Annotated in this window: 22 protein-coding genes and 1 pseudogene; 12 read left to right on the forward strand and 11 right to left on the reverse strand. The window is 49.2% G+C overall.

Translation table 11 applies throughout. The annotated features are described in order from the left end of the window. Both EQY_RS27410 and pphA read left to right on the forward strand, forming a co-directional pair. Nucleotides 1-107, forward strand: a pseudogene (locus EQY_RS27410) (DUF4376 domain-containing protein); the annotation flags it as partial. Nucleotides 108-588: 481 nt separating this feature from the next. Next, nucleotides 589-1,245, forward strand: a complete 657-nt coding sequence (gene pphA / locus EQY_RS0102675; RefSeq protein WP_000806430.1) for a protein-serine/threonine phosphatase — start codon at nucleotides 589-591, stop codon at nucleotides 1,243-1,245. Here pphA and EQY_RS0102680 read toward each other — a convergent pair whose 3' ends face one another. The 5 genes from EQY_RS0102680 to yebS all read right to left on the reverse strand — a co-directional run bounded on the left by EQY_RS0102680 (nucleotide 1,246) and on the right by yebS (nucleotide 7,300). Then, nucleotides 1,246-1,437, reverse strand: coding sequence for a YdfD/YebW family protein (locus EQY_RS0102680; protein WP_000457829.1), 192 nt, complete (start codon nucleotides 1,435-1,437; stop codon nucleotides 1,246-1,248). It lies immediately after the preceding gene. Between the two features lie 105 nt (nucleotides 1,438-1,542). Continuing rightward, complete coding sequence (locus tag EQY_RS0102685) at nucleotides 1,543-1,779, reverse strand: DUF1480 family protein (RefSeq protein ID WP_010345804.1); 237 nt, start codon at nucleotides 1,777-1,779, stop codon at nucleotides 1,543-1,545. Between the two features lie 116 nt (nucleotides 1,780-1,895). Next, nucleotides 1,896-3,335 carry a 16S rRNA (cytosine(1407)-C(5))-methyltransferase RsmF gene (gene rsmF, locus EQY_RS0102690; RefSeq protein ID WP_024212375.1) on the reverse strand — a complete coding sequence of 480 codons (1,440 nt, stop codon included), beginning with the start codon at nucleotides 3,333-3,335 and terminating at the stop codon, nucleotides 1,896-1,898. A gap of 79 nt (nucleotides 3,336-3,414) precedes the next feature. Continuing rightward, nucleotides 3,415-6,048: a lipid-binding membrane homeostasis protein YebT gene (gene yebT, locus EQY_RS0102695; protein WP_000076945.1), complete on the reverse strand. Its 2,634-nt coding sequence runs from the start codon at nucleotides 6,046-6,048 to the stop codon at nucleotides 3,415-3,417. Then, on the reverse strand, nucleotides 6,017-7,300 hold the full coding sequence (gene yebS, locus EQY_RS0102700; RefSeq protein ID WP_001207287.1) for a membrane integrity lipid transport subunit YebS: 1,284 nt from the start codon (nucleotides 7,298-7,300) through the stop codon (nucleotides 6,017-6,019). Before yebS ends, yebT begins: the two co-directional genes overlap by 32 nt. A gap of 129 nt (nucleotides 7,301-7,429) precedes the next feature. Between yebS and msrC the strand changes: the two genes are divergently transcribed. The 4 genes from msrC to htpX all read left to right on the forward strand — a co-directional run bounded on the left by msrC (nucleotide 7,430) and on the right by htpX (nucleotide 11,863). After that, nucleotides 7,430-7,927: a free L-methionine (R)-S-oxide reductase MsrC gene (gene msrC, locus EQY_RS0102705; protein WP_001043872.1), complete on the forward strand. Its 498-nt coding sequence runs from the start codon at nucleotides 7,430-7,432 to the stop codon at nucleotides 7,925-7,927. 96 nt (nucleotides 7,928-8,023) lie between these two features. Further along, on the forward strand, nucleotides 8,024-8,722 hold the full coding sequence (gene proQ / locus EQY_RS0102710; protein WP_000431365.1) for an RNA chaperone ProQ: 699 nt from the start codon (nucleotides 8,024-8,026) through the stop codon (nucleotides 8,720-8,722). 19 nt (nucleotides 8,723-8,741) lie between these two features. Then, entirely contained in the window at nucleotides 8,742-10,790 is a 2,049-nt protein-coding gene (gene prc / locus EQY_RS0102715; RefSeq protein WP_001055804.1) for a carboxy terminal-processing peptidase, read from the forward strand. A 191-nt stretch (nucleotides 10,791-10,981) separates the two neighbouring features. After that, on the forward strand, nucleotides 10,982-11,863 hold the full coding sequence (gene htpX, locus EQY_RS0102720; RefSeq protein WP_000984500.1) for a protease HtpX: 882 nt from the start codon (nucleotides 10,982-10,984) through the stop codon (nucleotides 11,861-11,863). A gap of 45 nt (nucleotides 11,864-11,908) precedes the next feature. Here htpX and EQY_RS0102725 read toward each other — a convergent pair whose 3' ends face one another. Beyond that, nucleotides 11,909-13,282 (reverse strand): MFS transporter, encoded by a 1,374-nt coding sequence (locus EQY_RS0102725; RefSeq protein ID WP_024212376.1) that lies wholly within the window; start codon nucleotides 13,280-13,282, stop codon nucleotides 11,909-11,911. A 176-nt stretch (nucleotides 13,283-13,458) separates the two neighbouring features. Between EQY_RS0102725 and kdgR the strand changes: the two genes are divergently transcribed. Next, nucleotides 13,459-14,250 (forward strand): DNA-binding transcriptional regulator KdgR, encoded by a 792-nt coding sequence (gene kdgR, locus EQY_RS0102730; protein ID WP_001262205.1) that lies wholly within the window; start codon nucleotides 13,459-13,461, stop codon nucleotides 14,248-14,250. Nucleotides 14,251-14,391: 141 nt separating this feature from the next. On the opposite strand, the gene EQY_RS0102735 is transcribed toward kdgR, so the two are convergent. After that, entirely contained in the window at nucleotides 14,392-14,631 is a 240-nt protein-coding gene (locus EQY_RS0102735; protein WP_001211004.1) for a YobH family protein, read from the reverse strand. Between the two features lie 157 nt (nucleotides 14,632-14,788). Between EQY_RS0102735 and mgrB the strand changes: the two genes are divergently transcribed. From mgrB to rlmA, 5 genes are all read left to right on the forward strand, one after another. Continuing rightward, nucleotides 14,789-14,932 (forward strand): PhoP/PhoQ regulatory lipoprotein MgrB, encoded by a 144-nt coding sequence (gene mgrB, locus EQY_RS0102740; RefSeq protein ID WP_000714530.1) that lies wholly within the window; start codon nucleotides 14,789-14,791, stop codon nucleotides 14,930-14,932. A gap of 74 nt (nucleotides 14,933-15,006) precedes the next feature. Continuing rightward, on the forward strand, nucleotides 15,007-15,294 hold the full coding sequence (locus EQY_RS0102745) for a YebO family protein (RefSeq protein WP_001006853.1): 288 nt from the start codon (nucleotides 15,007-15,009) through the stop codon (nucleotides 15,292-15,294). Nucleotides 15,295-15,960: 666 nt separating this feature from the next. Beyond that, on the forward strand, nucleotides 15,961-16,077 hold the full coding sequence (locus tag EQY_RS0102755) for a DUF2627 domain-containing protein (RefSeq protein WP_032141266.1): 117 nt from the start codon (nucleotides 15,961-15,963) through the stop codon (nucleotides 16,075-16,077). A 39-nt stretch (nucleotides 16,078-16,116) separates the two neighbouring features. After that, nucleotides 16,117-16,326 carry a transcription antiterminator/RNA stability regulator CspE gene (gene cspE, locus EQY_RS0102760; protein WP_001062678.1) on the forward strand — a complete coding sequence of 70 codons (210 nt, stop codon included), beginning with the start codon at nucleotides 16,117-16,119 and terminating at the stop codon, nucleotides 16,324-16,326. A 165-nt stretch (nucleotides 16,327-16,491) separates the two neighbouring features. Further along, on the forward strand, nucleotides 16,492-17,301 hold the full coding sequence (gene rlmA / locus EQY_RS0102765) for a 23S rRNA (guanine(745)-N(1))-methyltransferase (protein WP_000010098.1): 810 nt from the start codon (nucleotides 16,492-16,494) through the stop codon (nucleotides 17,299-17,301). Here the strand turns inward: rlmA and mntP are convergent. The 4 genes from mntP to manY form a co-directional block, all read right to left on the reverse strand. Then, complete coding sequence (gene mntP, locus EQY_RS0102770) at nucleotides 17,298-17,864, reverse strand: manganese efflux pump MntP (protein ID WP_024165129.1); 567 nt, start codon at nucleotides 17,862-17,864, stop codon at nucleotides 17,298-17,300. The genes rlmA and mntP overlap by 4 nt on opposite strands. 416 nt (nucleotides 17,865-18,280) lie before the next feature. After that, entirely contained in the window at nucleotides 18,281-18,739 is a 459-nt protein-coding gene (locus EQY_RS0102780) for a DUF986 family protein (RefSeq protein WP_000156263.1), read from the reverse strand. A gap of 54 nt (nucleotides 18,740-18,793) precedes the next feature. Further along, a complete protein-coding gene (gene manZ, locus EQY_RS0102785) occupies nucleotides 18,794-19,645 on the reverse strand; it encodes a PTS mannose transporter subunit IID (protein WP_024165130.1) in 852 nt (283 codons plus the stop codon). Nucleotides 19,646-19,657: 12 nt separating this feature from the next. Continuing rightward, entirely contained in the window at nucleotides 19,658-20,458 is an 801-nt protein-coding gene (gene manY / locus EQY_RS0102790) for a PTS mannose transporter subunit IIC (protein ID WP_000406930.1), read from the reverse strand. Between the last annotated feature and the right edge of the window lie 49 nt (nucleotides 20,459-20,507).

Consider the following 20,507-nt stretch of genomic DNA (forward strand, 5'->3'; position numbering starts at 1 on the left):
CACAGGTCGATCGCAATGACGAGATTTATCGCCGTCAGCGGGAGCTGAAGGAAGAGCTGAATAGTCTGGAGGATTTGAATTCGGTTAGGAATTTTATAGTGGAATAACAGAAGCTGCGGCACGTCGTATGCAAGAACGTGCCGCAGATGGCTGACGTACGTTCGATAATGCGAAACTGAATGAAAGTCAGCCGGAAATAATCTTACATAATTGTTGAGAAATTATTCAACTCATAGATTGCTTATTTCTGCCTGGATTGGTCTGAAATAGTCCCGAAATTTTCTCTAAAAAACTCGAAAAAAATGGTAACTAATTGAATGCATTAATATGCAATGGTACGTGTTTGGGATTAAAAGATGAGCGTAATTTTGCTTAACACATTAATTTAAAAGGGTTTTTTGTTTGTTGACGAAAACAGGAATCGTATTCGGTCTCTTTTTATCTATAAAGCCAGTTTGATGATTACATCACAGCTTTTACTGCACTGACTTTACCATCAACCATAACACACACTCTACTGCTTCAGTCCAGGCTTTTTTAACATTTTTGTTAAGATAATGTGATCTTTCGCGCGGGAGTAAAGAATTGATGAAACAGGCAAGACACATCTATCAGAAGATTGATGGCAGTCCGTGGCGACATATCTGGCTGGTGGGGGATATTCATGGCTGCCTGGCGCAACTGCGTAAGAAATTGTGGCACTGCCGGTTTGACCCGTGGCAAGACTTGCTGATCTCGGTTGGTGACGTTATCGATCGTGGCCCGGAGAGTTTGCGTTGCCTGCAATTACTGGAACAACGCTGGATCAGAGCGGTAAGAGGCAATCATGAGCAGATGGCGATGGATGCGCTGGATTCACAGCAGATGTCTTTGTGGTTTATGAATGGTGGCGACTGGTTTGCTGCACTGACCGAGCGCCAATGCGAGCAGGCGAGAATCGTGCTGGAAAAATGCTGGTCTTTGCCGTGGATAATTGAATTAAGCTGTAGTAGCGGATTGCATGTCATCGCCCATGCGGATTACCCCAACGATATTTATGAGTGGCATAAGGAAGTCGATCTGCATCAGGTGTTGTGGAGTCGATCGCGATTGCGTGGGGGGCAAAAAGGGCAGGGAATTACAGGTGCCGATCATTTCTGGTTTGGGCATACGCCCTTACGGCATCGCGTGGATATCGGTAACTTGCATTATATTGATACCGGCGCCGTCTTCGGAGGTGAGTTGACTCTTGTGCAACTGCAATAATTAAAAGTCACTGTACTCCTGTGCAGGTCGCCAGAAACCATCAATAAAATCCTCAATCGGAAAACAGCCTCCGTGACGGATCCGTTGATCGTCCATTGAATAGAGGCACTGCTGTTCCGTATTGTAGATATCAACCACAATATCGTCACAGCCAGCGTCCAGATAGCAAACAAAAAGTACCAGCGCGAACATTTCATCCTCGAAGTGCGGTGCCGTACCGTTAAGTTTAGGGGAGATTTTACAACGGGGGAAATAACCAGGATAAATAACCCGTCATGCCGACGGGTTCTTTTTGGATCAGGCAAGACGCATAATCCAGGCATCAGACTTTTGATCGTAGCGGGTACGGTAAAGGACAGAGTGTTCGCCGTTTAGCAGGGCTGGGATGCTGGTTTCGGCGTCCCAGGCATCAAGTTGCATACATAAATCCGGGTCAGATTTACAGGGGATGGTTAACGTTCGGTCACCAGGCGATTCGCCGGTTAACTCGCCGTCGTCGATTTCAAAAGCGCCTATGCGTACACTGGTTTTCATCTTCGTGCTCTCCATTTAAGTGCCGATTGTGGTACGACCAGTTCGGTCGTACCATTTTTCAGCCTAGTCAAGGCAGTCAGATTCGCCAGTCAAAAAGTGCGCTTTTTTGTGTGCGGTCAGGCTTTACCGGTAAAAAGTTTCCCGTCGCGCACCAGCTCCCGTGGGTAACTGTTTTTCAGCCGTGAACCAATACGTTTGGCTAAACCGATTGGCTGATGTTGGAAGGTGACCAGCACATCATCCGTAGTTGGCGCGGTTTGTGGGTAGACGTCGCGCCCGCGATACCACTCTTCCGCTTCCTGTGGTGTCAGTTCAAACGCGTTAGCATGGGCGACTGAAGCAAGGGCAATGACAGCTTCATGCTGCCAGCGATAACCTTTGTTATGCGTTTCAGCAAGTTTAATCCCCAGACGGGAAAATCGGACTTTACCTATCAACGCTTCAATGCCCACCGGGAATAACCAGATTTCTTTATCGCGCTGCCAGAGGCGCAGGTTTTCATCCCAGTTTAAGCCGACACTCGCAGCCGCCTGATGAATTTGTCCGGCTTCGCGATCTTTCACTACGGTAAACGGGAAATTGCCCACTTTATATTTCGGCGCAGGCAACGCGGGAATCGCCTGAGTTTTACGCAGACGAGCAACGAAAAAACCTTCGCAATCATAAATTTGTGGGAAGACGTGCAAAAAGCCTTCCTCGGTCAGCGCCTTGTCCGCGCCAGGGAATAGATCGCCCAGCGGTAAAAACTCTACTGCGTCGGGGTAAGTCTCTTTCAGCCACAGGCAAACGGCTTCGTTTTCTTCCCGGTTTAAGGTGCAGGTCGAGTAAACCAGCGTACCGCCAGGACGTAATGCATGAAAGGCACTGTCGATCAGTTCTCGCTGGGTGGCTGCGATCTCCTGATTGCTTTCTGGTGACCAGTTTTTCAGCGCATCGGGATCTTTACGCACCACGCCTTCGCCGGAGCAGGGGGCATCCAGCAAAATAGCATCGAACATTTCTGGCAATGCCGCACCAAACACGCGGCCATCAAAATGCGTGAGCGCAACATTACTGATGCCACAGCGGCTGATATTGGCGTGCAACACTTTAACCCGGCTGGCGGAAAACTCGTTGGCAAGGATCGCCCCTTCGTTATTCATCCGTGCGGCAATTTGCGTAGTTTTTGAACCCGGAGCAGCAGCGACATCCATCACCCGTTTTGGGGCGTTACCATCGGCAAACAATGCAGCAACCGGTAACATTGAACTGGCTTCCTGAATATAAAACAAGCCACTCAAATGTTCAGCGGTACTGCCCAGCGGCAATGCGTCTTCATCGTCACGTTCGATCCAGAAACCGTCTTCACACCACGGGATCGGCGTTAGCGTCCAGCCATAAGGAGCGGTTAATTGCCGGAAATCTGCAACGGAGATTTTCAGCGTATTAACGCGAATGCTACGGCGCAACGGGCGCTGACAGGCGGCGAGAAAATCATCAAAAGAGAGCGTCGAAGGCATTGCTTCACGCATTTGCGTCAGAAAGGCGTCCGGGAAATAAACGGTATGTTGGGCCACGAGCATGTACCACTGGCAAAAAAACAGGCGCGCAGTTTAGCATAAACGCTCCGGCGCAGGTACGCCGGAGCAGTGCGCATTATTTGGGTAGCGCGGTTCCCCACTCACGCCACTCTTTCGGTTCGCTTTCCAGCAACAAGAAGTGTTTGCCTTCCTGGGCTTTCGGTGCCAGCGGAGTACCAGGCGGAGTGGCAAAGGCGATCCCGCCACGGATAAACTGGTTAAATGTACCGGTTTTCACTACGCCGCCCGTAAGACCAAAGTCCAGACTGTAGCCCGATGCCAACCAGAAGACGGAATTGTTCCGCACCAGGTGCTGGTAGCGTTTACTGATGCGCATCGCAATCATCACCCGATCCGATAGTGTACCCAGCGTCATTCCAGTGACCGTACCCACTTCCAGACCACGGAATAGTACCGGTGTACCGATGCCTAACGATCCGGCTTCTGGCGCTTCAACAATAATGCTTAAGCCATCCAGGTAACGAGAGTCGGTAATGGTAGCCTCCTGTAATTCAAAGTCGCGGCGAGGATTTCCACGACCGGGTTCGACATTGATATACGGCTGGAGGATGGTATCAAGGTGCTCAACGCCGGCTGCCGAAATCTGCGGTGTGACCACCGAAAAGCGTGTACCACCGCGAGCGAAAGTCTGGACATATTCCGGATAGAGCACCGCTTTTGCCTGTACTTCATTACGTGCGGTTATCAGATCCAGCGTCTGGATTTGCCCGATATCAATACCGAGGTAGCGAATTGGCATACCGACCGCCAGTTTTCCGGCATCAAAAGCGTGGAGCGTAATCTGTCCGCCGACCGCACGAGCCGCCGTTTCTGATGCATAAAGAATACGCTTATCGCCTTTACGTTGGCTGGCGCTGGCGCCGCTGAGGTTATCGAAGCTGATAGCACCCTTTAACGCCCGTGAAAGTGGCGAAGCCTGTACGGTCAGGCCGCTACCATTAAGCTGAACTTTCGCCCCGCCTTCTGCCCAGAACACGCTGTTGTTGGTCAGAAGGTTGCGATATTCCGGCTTAATATGCAGATCGATATCAAAGGCGTTAGCCCGTGGGCGCACGGTGATGACTTCGCCAACCTCAAACTTACGGTACAGCACTACCGATCCCGCCTGCACGTCTGGTAATGTTTCTGCACTCAAACTCACGGTCGTGGTGGGCAAATCGCTAAGGCTGTTTTCCAGGGCTTTTTCCAGATTGGCATACAGCGGATAGCTGGCTTTCATCTCGCCTTTATCGCCCGGCAGAATACGTATCCCTCCGTTGATCCATTCAGAGGCGCTGGCACCGAGAAACTCGACGCCGTCTAGTCCCACTTTTACGTCCACACGGCTGTTGACGACGAATTTGCTGTCGCCTTTTACCAGCTCGCGATGCTGTGGTTCAATGGCGATGGTAAAGGTGACGCCTTTGCTGGTGAGTTTACGTTCAATTACCTGACCGACCTGCACACCATGCAGAATGAGTGGCTGACCGGCATCAATACCGTAACTTTCCGGCGCGGTCAGGGTCAGCGTCAGAACATCAGGTTCATGCAGCAGGGCTTTCTCGCCAGGCACAACGACAAACTCCTTGCGTGGCTCACCATCGCCCGGCACCAGTTCGAAGGTTTTGCCCGTGAGCAGGGCGCTGAGATTCGCATCGCTGAGGGATAATTTCGGGTTGCGTAATTCGATGCGGGTATTTTCCCGTAACAGCGTTACGACGCTGGGATCTACGGTCATTTCTCCGGTGACTTTGCCGCCTGGGTTTAAATCCAGTTTCGTCAGTTGTCCGACTTCCAGACCCTGATACATTAACGGTGTTGAGTCGGCGGTTAATCCGGCACCGCTCGGCAGTTCCAGTTTTATGATTACCCCACGCTGGCTGTGGGCGAGATCTTCATACAAACCAAAGGTATCTTCCGCTTCGGCGGGTTTCGACTCTTCCGGCGAATCGAAGGCAATCGCACCGTTAACCAGCGCAGCCAGACTTTCCAGTTTCACTTTCGCGCCACTGATACTGACATTGGCATCAACGCCAGAAACGTTCCAGAAGCGACTCCCTTTTTTCACCAGATCGGTAAAACGCCGCTCAATCAGGACATCAATCACCACGCCCTGGTTATTGGGATTGATCGCATAGTCGTAGACACGTCCCACCGGGATCTTGCGAAAATAGACCAGCGAACCACTATTCAGCGAACCAAGATCGGGAGCCTGTAGGTGGATCATTAGATCACCATTATCCAGCCGATATTTCGGTTGGGTATCGAGGGCGACAAAGTGATCCTGCTCTTTGCCTTTGCCTGGCATCATGCCGATATAGTTACCCCCAACCAGTGCATCCAGTCCGGAAACACCTGCTAGAGAGGCTTTTGGCGTCACCAGCCAGAACTGCGTCTCTTCGCGCAGCGCATCTTTCATATCGGACTTGATGCTGACCCTGACTTCAATCTTACGAAGATCATCGCTAAGGCTGACATCCTGAACGGTTCCGACTTCAACACCCTGATAACGAACAGGTGTGCGGCCAGGGACAATGCCATCCGCCGACATAAAGTCGATGGTGACGGTGTTCCCCCGATCCTGATAACTGTCCCAAATCAGCCAACCGGCAATCATTAGCGCGATGAACGGCAGCAGCCAGAAAGGTGAGATACGGCGTTTAGTTTTAATCTGCGCTTCAGTCGTCGAAGCGGGCGTTTCCTGACTCATGTGCATCCCAAAGTAAGCGGCTGTCCAGCCATTCCACTGCAAGAATAGTTAAAATAACCGCTGCGCCGAAATAAAACGCAGCCGGTCCCATAGTAAAAGCGAGGATCTGATCGCGATTGATCAGCGACATAGTTAAAGAAATGACAAACAGATCGAGCATCGACCAGCGACCAATCCAGGTCACCATTCGCAGTAACAGTATTCGCGTGCGTAATCCTTGTTGGCATTTAAAATGAATGCTCAATAATAAAGTGAACATCACAATCACTTTGGTAAACGGCACCAGAATACTGGCGATAAACACAATTCCGGCGACCGCAATGTTGCTGTTTGCCAGCGACATGATGCCGGAAAGAATCGTATCTTCTTGTCGTCCACCGTTCAGATAAATGATCGAGATAGGCAACAGGTTAGCTGGTAACAACAAGACGACTGAAGCCAACAACGCCGCCCAACATTTTTGAAGACTATGATGACGACGCAGGCGAAGCGGGATATGGCAGCGGGGGCAGCGACCGCGCGGATCAGGATAGCCGGTAAAGTGACACCCCAGGCAAACACGTAGTTTCGCGTCCCTGCGCGTGGCAGGGCGTTCAGGATAAAATCGCTCCCACAGCTGTTCAACATTAAGATGTGACAACGTCACCGTCGTTAAAATCACCAACGCTACAAAAGAGAATAAGCCGACACCCGCCTGGATATGGGCATAATCCTGTACCTTTATAGAAGCAACACCAATGCCGACCAGGTAGATATCCAGCATCACCCACTCTTTTAGTCGCTCAAGCATCAGCAGTACCGGGCGTAAGTTCATCCCCAGTCGGTTGCCAAACCACAAATAAGCAATAGATGTGACGAGGATAAGTGGGGCACCAATAACGCAGAAAAAGACCATCGCCCCCGTTATCGCATCGCCCTGTTTGGTCATTTGCCAGATGCCTTGCATGACGTTGGCGTCAATACGAATACCTAACAGCCAGATATGCAACAGTGGTTCGCCCCAGGCAAACGGCATCAGCAATAGCATGGTGAACGCCATTGCCGCCAGGCGCGTTAGCGACCAGTCACGCCCGTCACGAATTTTGGCCTGGCAGCGCGGACAATAGGCACTTTGATGAGAATTTATCTCGGGCAGGCTAAACAGCATGTCACATTGCGGGCAACGTTGATAATCACCACGCGGCAGTTCCTTGCCGATTGAGCTCACTGTTATCTTTTTTGTTGGCGTAATTTGCGGGGTGTTAAGTGCCATGACGTGCCAAATGTAATAAGAATTAACATTAATCTTAACCCATGATGGGAATGATCTTGAGCATTAACGCATTTAATGCTTATTTTAATAGGCTGGCAGTTCCAGGTAAGACAACCAAGTGATTATATAATGAACAAAACAGAATTTTACGCGGATTTAAATCGCGACTTTAACGCGCTGATGGCGGGAGAGACCAGTTTTCTGGCAACGCTGGCAAACACCAGCGCGTTGTTATACGAACGTCTGGCAGACGTAAACTGGGCCGGTTTTTATTTGCTTGAGGACGATACGCTGGTGCTCGGACCATTTCAGGGCAAAATTGCCTGTGTACGGATCCCCGTCGGGCGCGGCGTGTGCGGCACTGCGGTTGCCCGCAATCAAGTACAACGAATCGAGGATGTTCACGCCTTTGATGGGCATATTGCCTGTGATGCGGCGAGTAATTCTGAAATTGTCCTGCCGCTGGTGGTGAAAAATCAGATTATTGGTGTTCTCGACATCGACAGTACCGTCTTCGGTCGCTTTACAGACGAGGACGAGCAAGGCTTACGTCAGCTTGTGGCACAGCTTGAAAAGGTGCTTGCAATGACGGATTACAAAAAATTCTTTGCGAGCGTCGCAGGATAATCAACGGATAACGTAGCATTTACTGATGGCGTCATTATAATGACGCCTGTTCATGCCTGCGCTTGTTGGCTACGTCCGTTGTAATCAGGAAATTTCATGGAAAATCAACCTAAGTTGAATAGCAGTAAAGAAGTAATCGCGTTTCTGGCCGAACGTTTTCCCCACTGTTTCAGTGCGGAAGGTGAAGCGCGTCCGCTGAAAATCGGTATTTTTCAGGATTTGGTCGATCGTGTTGCCGGGGAAATGAACCTGAGCAAAACGCAACTGCGATCCGCTTTACGTCTCTACACTTCGAGCTGGCGTTACCTTTACGGTGTTAAACCCGGCGCAACGCGTGTCGATCTTGACGGCAACCCATGCGGTGAGCTGGACGAGCAGCATGTAGAACATGCTCGCAAACAGCTTGAAGAAGCGAAAGCACGCGTTCAGGCTCAGCGCGCTGAACAGCAAGCGAAAAAACGCGAAGCTGCCGCAGCTGCTGGTGAGAAAGAAGATGCACCACGCCGCGAACGTAAACCACGTCCTGCCGCGCAACGCCGTAAAGAAGGCGCCGAGCGCAAACCTCGCGCGCAAAAACCGGCTGAGAAAGCGCCAAAAACAGTAAAAGCACCTCGCGAAGAACAGCATACCCCGGTTTCTGACATTTCAGCTCTGACTGTCGGACAAGCCCTGAAGGTGAAAGCTGGTCAAAACGCGATGGATGCCACCGTATTAGAAATCACCAAAGACGGCGTCCGCGTCCAACTGAATTCGGGTATGTCTTTGATTGTGCGCGCAGAACACCTGGTGTTCTGAAACGGAGGCCGGGCCAGGCATGAACATGTTTTTTAGGCTTACCGCGTTAGCTGGCCTGCTTGCAATAGCAGGCCAGACCTTCGCAGTAGAAGATATTACGCGTGCTGATCAAATTCCGGTATTAAAGGAAGAGACGCAGCATGCGACTGTGAGTGAGCGCGTAACGTCGCGCTTCACCCGTTCCCATTATCGTCAGTTCGATCTCGATCAGGCGTTCTCGGCCAAAATCTTTGACCGCTACCTGAACTTGCTTGATTACAGCCACAATGTGCTGCTGGCAAGCGATGTCGAACAATTTGCGAAAAAGAAAACCGAGTTGGGCGATGAACTTCGCACCGGCAAACTTGACGTTTTCTACGATCTCTACAATCTGGCGCAAAAACGCCGCTTCGAACGTTACCAGTATGCGTTGTCTGTACTGGAAAAGCCGATGGATTTTACCGGCAACGATTCCTATAACCTGGATCGCAGCAAAGCGCCCTGGCCGAAAAACGAGGCCGAGTTAAACGCGCTGTGGGACAGTAAAGTTAAATTCGACGAGTTAAGCCTGAAGCTGGCAGGTAAAACGGATAAAGAAATTCGTGAAACCCTGGCTCGCCGCTACAAATTTGCTATTCGTCGTCTGGCGCAAACCAACAGCGAAGATGTTTTCTCGCTGGCAATGACGGCGTTTGCACGCGAAATCGACCCACATACCAACTACCTTTCTCCGCGCAATACCGAACAGTTCAATACTGAAATGAGTTTGTCGCTGGAAGGTATTGGCGCAGTACTGCAAATGGATGATGACTACACCGTTATCAATTCAATGGTGGCGGGTGGGCCAGCAGCGAAGAGTAAAGCTATCAGCGTTGGTGACAAAATTGTCGGTGTCGGACAAACCGGTAAACCGATGGTTGACGTGATCGGCTGGCGTCTTGATGATGTCGTTGCCTTAATCAAAGGGCCGAAAGGCAGTAAGGTTCGTCTGGAAATTCTGCCTGCGGGTAAAGGGACTAAGACCCGGACAGTAACGCTGACGCGTGAACGTATTCGTCTGGAAGACCGTGCAGTTAAAATGTCTGTGAAGACTGTCGGTAAAGAAAAAGTCGGTGTGCTGGATATTCCGGGCTTCTATGTTGGCTTGACGGACGATGTCAAAGTTCAACTGCAGAAACTGGAAAAACAAAATGTCAGCAGTGTCATTATCGACCTACGTAGCAACGGCGGGGGGGCGCTGACTGAAGCGGTATCGCTCTCTGGGCTGTTTATTCCATCAGGTCCGATTGTGCAGGTTCGTGATAACAACGGCAAGGTTCGCGAAGATAGCGATAACGACGGTCAGGTTTTCTATAAAGGCCCGTTAGTGGTGCTGGTTGACCGTTTCAGTGCTTCGGCTTCGGAAATCTTTGCTGCTGCCATGCAGGATTACGGTCGTGCGCTGGTGGTGGGTGAACCGACATTTGGTAAAGGCACAGTCCAGCAGTATCGTTCTCTGAACCGTATCTACGATCAGATGTTACGTCCTGAATGGCCGGCGTTGGGTTCAGTACAGTACACAATCCAGAAATTCTATCGCGTTAACGGCGGCAGTACGCAACGTAAAGGCGTAACGCCAGATATCATCATGCCTACGGGCAATGAAGAGACGGAAACCGGTGAGAAATTCGAAGATAACGCGCTACCGTGGGATAGTATTGACGCTGCAACCTATGTGAAATCTGGAGACTTAACGGCGTTTGAACCGGAGTTGCTGAAGGAACATAATGCGCGTATCGCGAAGGATCCTGAGTTCCAGAACATCATGAAGGATATCGCTCGCTTCAACGCCATGAAGGACAAACGCAACATCGTTTCTCTGAATTACGCTGTGCGTGAAAAAGAGAATAACGAAGATGATGCGACGCGTCTGGCGCGGTTGAACGATCGCTTTAAACGCGAAGGAAAACCGGAGTTGAAGAAACTGGACGATCTGCCAAAAGATTACAAGGAGCCAGATCCGTATCTGGATGAAACAGTGAACATCGCGCTTGATTTGGCGCGTCTGGAAAAAGCCAGACCTGCGGAACAGCCCGCCCCCGTCAAGTAACATCAATCAGGCACAAGAAATTGTGCCTGATTTTTTAACAGTGGCAAGATGCCGTAAATCAGATGCTACAAAATGTAAAGTTGTGTCTTTCTGGTGACTTACGCGCTATCCGGACTTGAAAATAGTCACGTAGCCCATACGATGTGGGTATCGCATATTGCGTTTTGTTAAACTGAGGTAAAAAGAAAATTATGATGCGAATCGCGCTCTTCCTGCTAACGAACCTGGCCGTGATGGTCGTTTTCGGGCTGGTACTGAGCCTGACAGGGATACAGTCGAGCAGCGTTCAGGGGCTGATGATTATGGCCTTGCTGTTCGGTTTTGGTGGTTCCTTCGTTTCGCTTCTGATGTCCAAATGGATGGCATTACGATCTGTTGGCGGGGAAGTGATCGAGCAACCGCGTAACGAAAGGGAACGTTGGCTGATCAATACTGTTGCAACCCAGGCGCGTCAGGCTGGAATTGCTATGCCGCAAGTGGCTATCTACCATGCGCCGGATATCAACGCCTTTGCAACCGGTGCGCGCCGTGATGCCTCTCTGGTTGCTGTCAGCACCGGTTTGTTGCAAAACATGAGCCCGGATGAAGCCGAGGCAGTAATCGCTCACGAAATTAGCCACATTGCCAATGGTGATATGGTTACGATGACGCTGATTCAGGGGGTGGTGAACACCTTCGTTATCTTTATTTCTCGTATTCTCGCGCAACTGGCCGCTGGCTTCATGGGCGGTAACCGTGACGAAGGTGAAGAGAGCAACGGTAACCCGCTGATCTACTTTGCAGTCGCGACGGTGCTGGAACTGGTATTTGGTATTCTGGCGAGCATTATTACCATGTGGTTCTCGCGTCATCGTGAATTCCACGCCGATGCGGGTTCAGCGAAACTGGTTGGCCGTGAAAAAATGATTGCCGCGCTGCAGCGTCTTAAAACCAGCTATGAGCCGCAAGAAGCAACGAGCATGATGGCTTTCTGCATTAACGGTAAGTCAAAATCGCTCAGTGAGCTGTTCATGACTCACCCGCCGCTGGATAAACGTATTGAAGCTCTGCGCACCGGTGAATACCTGAAGTAATATGAAGTAAATGCTAAAAAGCGCGTCCTGGTCGACGCGCTTTTTTTATGCCTGGGATCGTGGCTGGGTAATCCGTAACCCACTGACGCAGGCAGCAATCACAGCCAGAATAGCCGCAGTCATCAGCGAGACGTGCGTACCATTATCGCCAAACTGATTTAACATCAGAGCCACCAGAGCCGCGCCGCTACTCTGACCAAGCAGACGAGCTGTACCTAACATGCCACTGGCACCACCGCTACGTTCGCGAGGGGCGGAGGTAATAATGGTGTGGTTATTGGGGGACTGAAATAAGCCAAATCCAGCGCCGCATAAGATCATTGGCCAGATAATGTTGATATCCGCAGGAGAAGCGGGCAGCAGAACCAGTGAAAACAGACCCGCTGCCATAATGAACAAACCTAAAGCACCCAGCAATCCTGCATGTACGCGCTCTATCAGATAGCCTGCCAGCGGTGCCATCACCATGGTAGCTAACGGCCACGGCGTCAGGAGTAAACCCGTTTCTACTTCACTGCGCCCAAGCACGGTTTGCAGGTAAAAGGGCAGAGAAACCATTGCCAACATCTGTGCGCAGAAAGAGCAAATAGACGTGCAAATAGAAAGTGAAAACAGCGGAATGCGCAGTAAATCCACCGGTAGCAGCGGTACGGGAAGAGAAAGCTGGCGGCGAATAAAGAATATACCCACGACAACCATTACCGCCAGTTCTGCTGCAATCAACGTCAGCGATTGCCCCTGAGCGAAACCACTCAACGCAGTAATAAGCAGGCCGAAGGTTAACGCATTCATTACTGCACTGGGCAGGTCAAAACGAGGTTTACTGGAACGCGATCCATTAGGTGGCAGAAAACGTATCGCCAGAAGCAGAGCGATAATACCCAACGGCACGTTGATTAAAAATAACCATTTCCAGGAAGCAAAGGAAAGAATTGCCGCTGCAATTGTCGGACCGGCAGCCGAGGAGACGGCAACAATAAACGAGTTAATTCCCATCCCCCTACCCAGAAAACGCTGCGGGTAGATCAGGCGGATAAGTGCAGTATTGACGCTCATCAGTGCTGCGCCGCCGAAACCTTGTATTACACGCGCCAGGGTGAGCATTTGCAGCGAATCAGAAAGGGCGCAGAACAGCGAAGACAACAGAAAAACGACCAATCCGCATTTATAAATACGTCGATAGCCAAACATATCTCCCAGAAACGAGAATGAGAGCAGAGAGACGACAATGGCAATTTGATAGGCGTTCACTACCCAGATGGAGCTGGCTGGCGTGGCATGAAGGTCTGTGGCGATTGTTGGCAAGGCGACGTTAGCGATAGCGCCGTCGAGGACCGCCATCGAAATACCAATAATAATGGTTAAAATCGCGCCGTATCGCTGAGGCAACGGCAGACCATCGGCCTGAACTTTTGGCATAGGAATTTTATATCTTTTGGTAATAATCAACAGGGGTATGATTCTAGCACTGATATTCACGGCGAATGTCGCAGAATTGTAACTAACCGGCAAAAGATGGATTGCGACCACCCTGGCACGAAATTATAATAAAAAACAGTTCTGATTTTTATAAAACACTCGCAATGAGGTGATAAATGGCTAACGCAGATCTGGATAAACAGCCTGATTCTGTATCTTCTGTACTGAAAGTTTTTGGCATTTTGCAGGCGCTGGGCGAAGAGCGTGAAATAGGGATAACCGAGCTGTCACAGCGCGTCATGATGTCAAAAAGCACCGTTTATCGCTTTTTACAGACCATGAAAACCCTGGGCTACGTGGCGCAGGAAGGGGAGTCAGAGAAATATTCGCTGACCCTGAAATTGTTTGAACTGGGCGCCCGCGCGTTACAAAATGTTGATCTTATTCGTAGCGCAGATATCCAGATGCGTGAGCTTTCCCGCCTGACCAAAGAGACCATCCACCTTGGCGCGCTGGATGAAGACAGCATTGTTTACATCCACAAAATTGACTCTATGTACAATTTGCGCATGTATTCTCGGGTTGGTCGTCGTAATCCGCTTTACAGTACTGCGATTGGTAAAGTATTGCTGGCCTGGCGCGATCGTGATGAAGTGAAGCAAATCCTTGAGGGCGTTGAGTATAAACGCAGTACCGATCGTACCATTACCAGCACAGAAGCGTTATTACCGGTGTTGGATCTGGTGCGTGAGCAAGGTTATGGCGAAGATAACGAAGAGCAGGAGGAGGGGCTGCGCTGTATCGCAGTTCCGGTATTTGACCGCTTTGGCGTGGTTATTGCTGGTTTGAGTATTTCCTTCCCGACCCTGCGTTTTTCTGAGGAGCGTTTGCAGGAGTACGTGACTATGCTGCATACGGCGGCGCGTAAAATTTCCTCTCAAATGGGGTATCACGACTATCCGTTCTGATTAGAGGAAGAACCTGTCTGTATAATATTCAGACAGGTTCTGTATTTCGCGTGGGTTAAATAAAGTTACAAATGGCGTAACATAGTACGCTATGGCGATGAATGTACTTTTTATCTTCGGTTTAAGTAGTTATTTATGCCTTTAGCCATTATCTACAACGTTATTGCTTTTACGTAACAGCGGGCAATCTGTTATTCCGAAAAGCCCACTTTTAGTGTGTAGGTATTGTACCGTGCTGGTGCCTCTGGCGGTCAGATAGGAACATTGCAAACCTAACCCAGCGGCATTTTCCTTGCTTCCAATCAGAACGCCATATCCGCTTAGTAATAATCCTGTCCATACCAGTGCTATCAACATAATTGTGCGAATAATGAATCGCATTATGACCTCATCTCTTTTTTGTTCGCCTAATCGTAGCGGTAATATGGGCTGAAGCAAGCGTATAGTTCCGAAAAAGCACGAATATCGACATAGTTAGGCGCTGTTTAACTAACGCATGATAGTTTAATGACATAAGGTAGTTTAAACGGAGACTGGAGTGAAAAAGTTTCGATGGGGCGTTCTGGTTGTCGCTGTGCTGGCTTGCTTGCTGCTATGGGCGCAGGTGTTCAATATGATGTGCGATCAGGACGTACAATTTTTCAACGGAATTTGTACCATCAATCAATTTATCCCGTGGTGATATCATTTTTTCAACGGTAGATTTCCTTCCTGTGTGGCAGTGGTAGAATGGCGCCTCTACTTAGAGGTGGTGAAATGAACGAAGTTGTAAATTCAGGCGTGATGAACATTGCGTCTTTGGTTGTATCGGTGGTAGTTCTCGCTATTGGGCTCATCTTGTGGTTTTTCATCAACCGTGCCAGTTCACGGACTAACGAACAGATTGAACTTCTTGAGGCATTGCTGGATCAGCAAAAACGGCAAAATGCGCTGTTACGTCGTTTGTGCGAAGCAAGCGAACCTGAAAAAACAGATACCAGTGCTGCAGAGAACCAAAAAGCGGCTGAAGATGACGATATCATCCGCCTGGTAGCTGAACGGTAATCCGTCCTCAAATTTGAGTAACCCTGGTGTTAACGGGTTACTCATCTTATCATTCATATATGCACTATAGTGGTGCAATTGATTTAAATTAATACTCTGGTCTGACTTCAATTATTTATCGTGTTATTTATTTCATAACATCGATATCGGAAAAAGATATTTACCCCGCTAAGTTATTGGGATGTTTACATCGGAATTGTGATCAATCACGGTATTGTTTATTAGCGAAACGTTTCTCTTCTCACTTTTTAGTATTTCATCAATTTTTCTTATTTTAAAATAATAATATGCCTTAAGTATAGTTTCTTTATTGTACTCTAGTTTGTTGTTAACTGACTGTTTTATGGAGTGAATTTATATAATATTTTATTCGTTATATATCATAAAAAGTGATATCGCTCGCATTGCGTAATAAGTTGTAGTGCTGCTCTGGAAGAACTGAACTTATTGAACTATGTTAGAAACTACATCAGATCAAGTATCTGTTTGTAATGGTATGGTTAAGTGCATCGATATATCGACATGTATTCCGTTGCATAAATGTGCAAAAAAGTGGAAGGCGTATCGAGATTTGTGCGGCTGATCGAGACATGTTTAAAAATGGCTTGCCATAATTAACGTTGTATGTGATAACAGTTTCGGGTTAAACGAGGTACAGTTCTGTTTATGTGTGGCATTTTCAGTAAAGAAGTCCTGAGTAAACACGTTGTCGTTGAATACCGCTTCTCTGCCGAGCCTTATATTAGTGCCTCATGCAGTAATGTGTCAGTTTTATCTCTGTAATGCCTGCGGGCGAAGAAAACAATCTAAGGAATTTTTCAAATGGCAAAGATTAAAGGTCAGGTTAAGTGGTTCAACGAGTCTAAAGGTTTTGGCTTCATTACTCCGGCTGATGGCAGCAAAGATGTATTCGTACACTTTTCCGCTATCCAGGGTAATGGCTTCAAAACTCTGGCCGAAGGCCAGAACGTTGAGTTCGAAATTCAGGACGGCCAGAAAGGTCCGGCAGCTGTTAACGTAACAGCAATCTGATCGAAACCACTGATCTGAAGTGTAAACGCGCTTCAATCTCGCTATCAAGCCTCGTCCAAATGCGAGGCTTTTTACTTTGTTTTATTCGCGCTCTTGCCTGCGGATATTTGCCCGTCGCGCAATTCGCGTTACACTTGCGGCCTTTAGTATCCTGCCGGAGTTGTCATGTCGTTTTCCTGTCCACTTTGTCATCAGCCGCTATCGCTTGAAAAAAACAGCTATATCTGTCCCAAACGGCATCAATTTGATATGGCGAAAGAGGGATATGTTAATTTGCTGCCCGTTCAGCATAAACGATCCCGCGATCCGGGTGATAGTGCGGAAATGATGCAAGCGCGGCGCACATTTTTAGATGCCGGGCATTATCAGCCGCTTCGTGATGCGATAGTCGCTCAATTGTGTGATTGTCTTGATGAGCACGCAACGGCAATACTGGATATTGGCTGTGGGGAAGGGTACTACACTCATGCTTTTGCCGATGCATTGCCAGGTGTGACTACTTTTGGTCTGGATGTCTCTAAGGTCGCGATTAAGGCTGCTGCAAAACGCTATCATCAGGTTACCTTTTGTGTCGCGTCCAGCCACCGTCTGCCGTTTTCTGATACCAGTATGGATGCCGTTGTCCGTATCTACGCGCCGTGCAAAGCAGAAGAATTAGCGCGCGTGGTCAAACCGGGAGGATGGGTCATTACCGCTACCCCGGGACCACGACATTTAATGGAGCTGAAGGGGTTGATTTACGACGAAGTACATTTACATGCGCTCCATACGGAACAACTGGAAGGTTTTACATTACAGCAGAGCGATGAATTGTGTTATCCGATGCGCCTGCGCGGAGATGAGGCCGTTGCGTTGTTACAGATGACACCGTTTGCCTGGCGCGCCAAGCCAGAAGTCTGGCAAACGCTGGCGGCAAAAGAAGAATTTGATTGCCAGACGGACTTTAATATTCACGTCTGGCAACGAACAAATTAGCCGTGGTAGTGCGTCCAGAGGATCTGGACGCCAATGCCAATAAGCACCAGCCCGCCAAGAATTTCCGCTTTTTTGCCAATAATTGAACCGATAAAGCGACCCACCATCATACCTAATGTTGACATGATCAAGGTGGCGCAGCCAATCGCCAGTGCAGTAGCAATAATATTAACTTGCAGGAAGGCCAGACCAACACCAACCGCCATGGCATCCAGACTGGTGGCAATTGCGGTAGTTACCAGCAACCAGAAACCGTGACGACGACGCGGTTCTTCATCCTCATCGTCTCCACCACGAAAACCCTCAATAATCATTCGCCCGCCGAGAAATATCAGCAGTACAAACGCAATCCAGTGGTTCCACTCGAGAACAAAGCGGCTGGCTAACATGCCCATACCCCAGCCAATCAGCGGCGTCAGCGTTTCAACGGCACCAAAAATAAGGCCAGTGCGCAGGGCTTCAGAAAATTTCGGTTTATGGAGGGTGGCACCTTTACCGATTGATGCAGCAAAGGCATCCATCGACATACCAAAAGCAAGAAGAACAGTAGCAGTGATATTCATGACAACGTCCTGACCGGGGTATCCATAAAACACATCACCGCCCCCAGCAAACATGCACACATGAACGACAAGAAGCGCCCATGCAGGCATAGCGATTGATGTGCATATGGTCTCGCCTGACTGAAGGTGTTCAGTCCGTAAGTGCCACGTTTTGCAACGAGTATGTTGACACGTACATTTCCGGAATCTGGAAATCGGCTACTCCCCAAATGAGGGCGCAACCTTAACATATTTTGAGAATATAAAACAACTGTTGGGATATATTATTGTATTGTATTGTTGATAACGATTTTCATTTAGATTTATATATCAATAAAACGTTAAAATAAATAACAAATAAGAGAAGGAATAATATAGCCTAAGCTATGTGTGGTTATTAAAAATACACTAAACATAGCTTCGGCTAAATCTATAACTTATTGAGTTGACACGAGAAGTTTATAAATTTTTTCCAGATCGTCGATATTTCGAACGCGGATTAATAAACGGCGCTGTTCTAATTGCATCACCAGTACGCCATCTTCCGATAAGTTCATCGCTTTAATTCGGCGATATTCAATCCAGACATTGGCGAAGAAAAAACCTTGCTGTTTAAAAATGATTTTCGGAACCCGGATCCAGAAAATATAAAAGCCCATTAGCGCCAGTGCACTTAATAACCAGGTGGTTATTTGTGCGCCATGGTTGGTCACATTGTTATAGATAAGAATGACAATCAGCCCGACGAAGATAACGCTATCGATGCGACCGCGCCGGAGCAAAGGAATTGCCAGCAGGGTGGGGCCGTTGCGTCGGGGCATGATGAACTGATCGTATATCGCAAAGGCCAGGAGTGCGGCGATGAACAGAATCAGTACCAGATCCGTGATTGTCATTAATCCTCCAGATAAAAAAACGGGGCCAATAGGCCCCGGTAGTGTACAACAGTATTACAGTCCCAGCAGGCCGCAAGCGTAACCAGCGATACCGATGACGAAGAAGCCAACGATGATCCACAGAGGGTTAACTTTTTTGCGCAGCAGCCACATACAGGCGAAAGTCAGCAACAGCGGCACCAGGCCTGGCATTAACTGGTCAAGAATGGTCTGGACAGTGGTAACGTGCTCTTTACCCGTCTGGTCGGTGATGCGAGAGACTACCAGCGGGATGTTGACATGTGTCCACTTGTTAACCAATGCCCCCATGACAAACAGGCCGAGAATAGACGCCCCTTCCGTCAGTTTTTGCAGGAAGCCGCCACCCATATCTTTAACGATATCGATACCTTTGGAGTAACCATACGCTACGCCGTAGTAACGGGTTGCCAGGCGTACCAGGTTAAACAGAATAAAGAACAGCAGCGGACCTAACAGGCTGCCGCTCATTGCGATCCCGGCACCCAGCGCCGCGAATACCGGACGTACCGTACCCCAGAAGATCGGGTCGCCCACGCCTGCCAGCGGCCCCATCAGACCTACTTTGATACCGTTGATAGCACCGTCGTCGATCTCTGCGCCGTTAGCGCGCTGTTCTTCCAGCGCCAGGGTTACGCCGAGGATTGGCGCCGCCACAAACGGTTGGGTGTTAAAGAATTCGAGGTGACGTTTAATCGCCTGTTTACGGGCATCGTTGTTCTCAGGATAGAGGCGACGAATCGCCGGAACCATAGAGAAGCAGAAACCCAGTGCCTGCATACGTTCGAAGTTCCATGAACCCTGGAAGAGGTTAGAACGCAGGAAGACGCCACGAATATCACTCGGAGTGAGTTTTTTCTCGGTGGTAGTTTGAGTTGTATCAACCATTTCGCTCACCTGTTAGTCCAGTTCGTTATCGAGATCGTTGTTACCAGCAGCCTGAACAGGCGCACCGGCTACGCGGTTATATTTCGGGCTAAGTTGGATGTAGAGCACTGCCATAACAGTACCAATCACACCCAGAGCAACCAGGTTAAAGTTGGTGAATGCTGCGGTTACGAAGCCGAGGTAGAAGAACGGCATCAGGTATCCAGCACGCATCATGTTGATAACCATCGCATAACCAACCACCACGATCATGCCACCGGCGATATTCAGACCATTAGTCACCACTTCCGGAATGGCGTTCAGCATGTTCTGAACTTCACTGGTGCCTACAGACAGCGCAACAATCACGGCCGGGATAGCCACACGCATCGCTTGCAGGAACAGAGAAGAAACGTGGATCCAGGAAATTGCCGTCAGGTTGCCATTATCAGCCGCCTTATCCGCAGCGTGCTGGAAAGCAACGGTGATGGTACGAACGATGATGGTCAGCACCTGACCCGCAGCGGCCAGCGGGATTGCCAGCGCGATACCGGCACCGATGCTCTGATGACCAGCGATAACCAGAATGGTAGAAATGATGGAAGCCAGAGCGGCATCAGGCGCAACTGCGGCACCGATGTTCATCCAGCCAAGTGCGATCATTTCCAGAGTCCCACCGATAATAATACCGGTTTTCATATCGCCAAGAACGATACCCACCAGGGTACAGGCGATTAGCGGACGGTGAAACTGAAATTCATCGAGGATTGATCCCATACCTGCGATACAGGCTACGATAAATACCAGCACAATTTGAAGAGTGGTAATCTCCATTGTACTTCTCCTGTTTACGTAAGACTTAAGTGTGAAAACTGAGTGATAA

The sequence above is a fragment of the Escherichia sp. TW14182 genome (genome assembly GCF_000208525.1).
Taxonomy (GTDB): Bacteria; Pseudomonadota; Gammaproteobacteria; order Enterobacterales; family Enterobacteriaceae; genus Escherichia; species Escherichia ruysiae.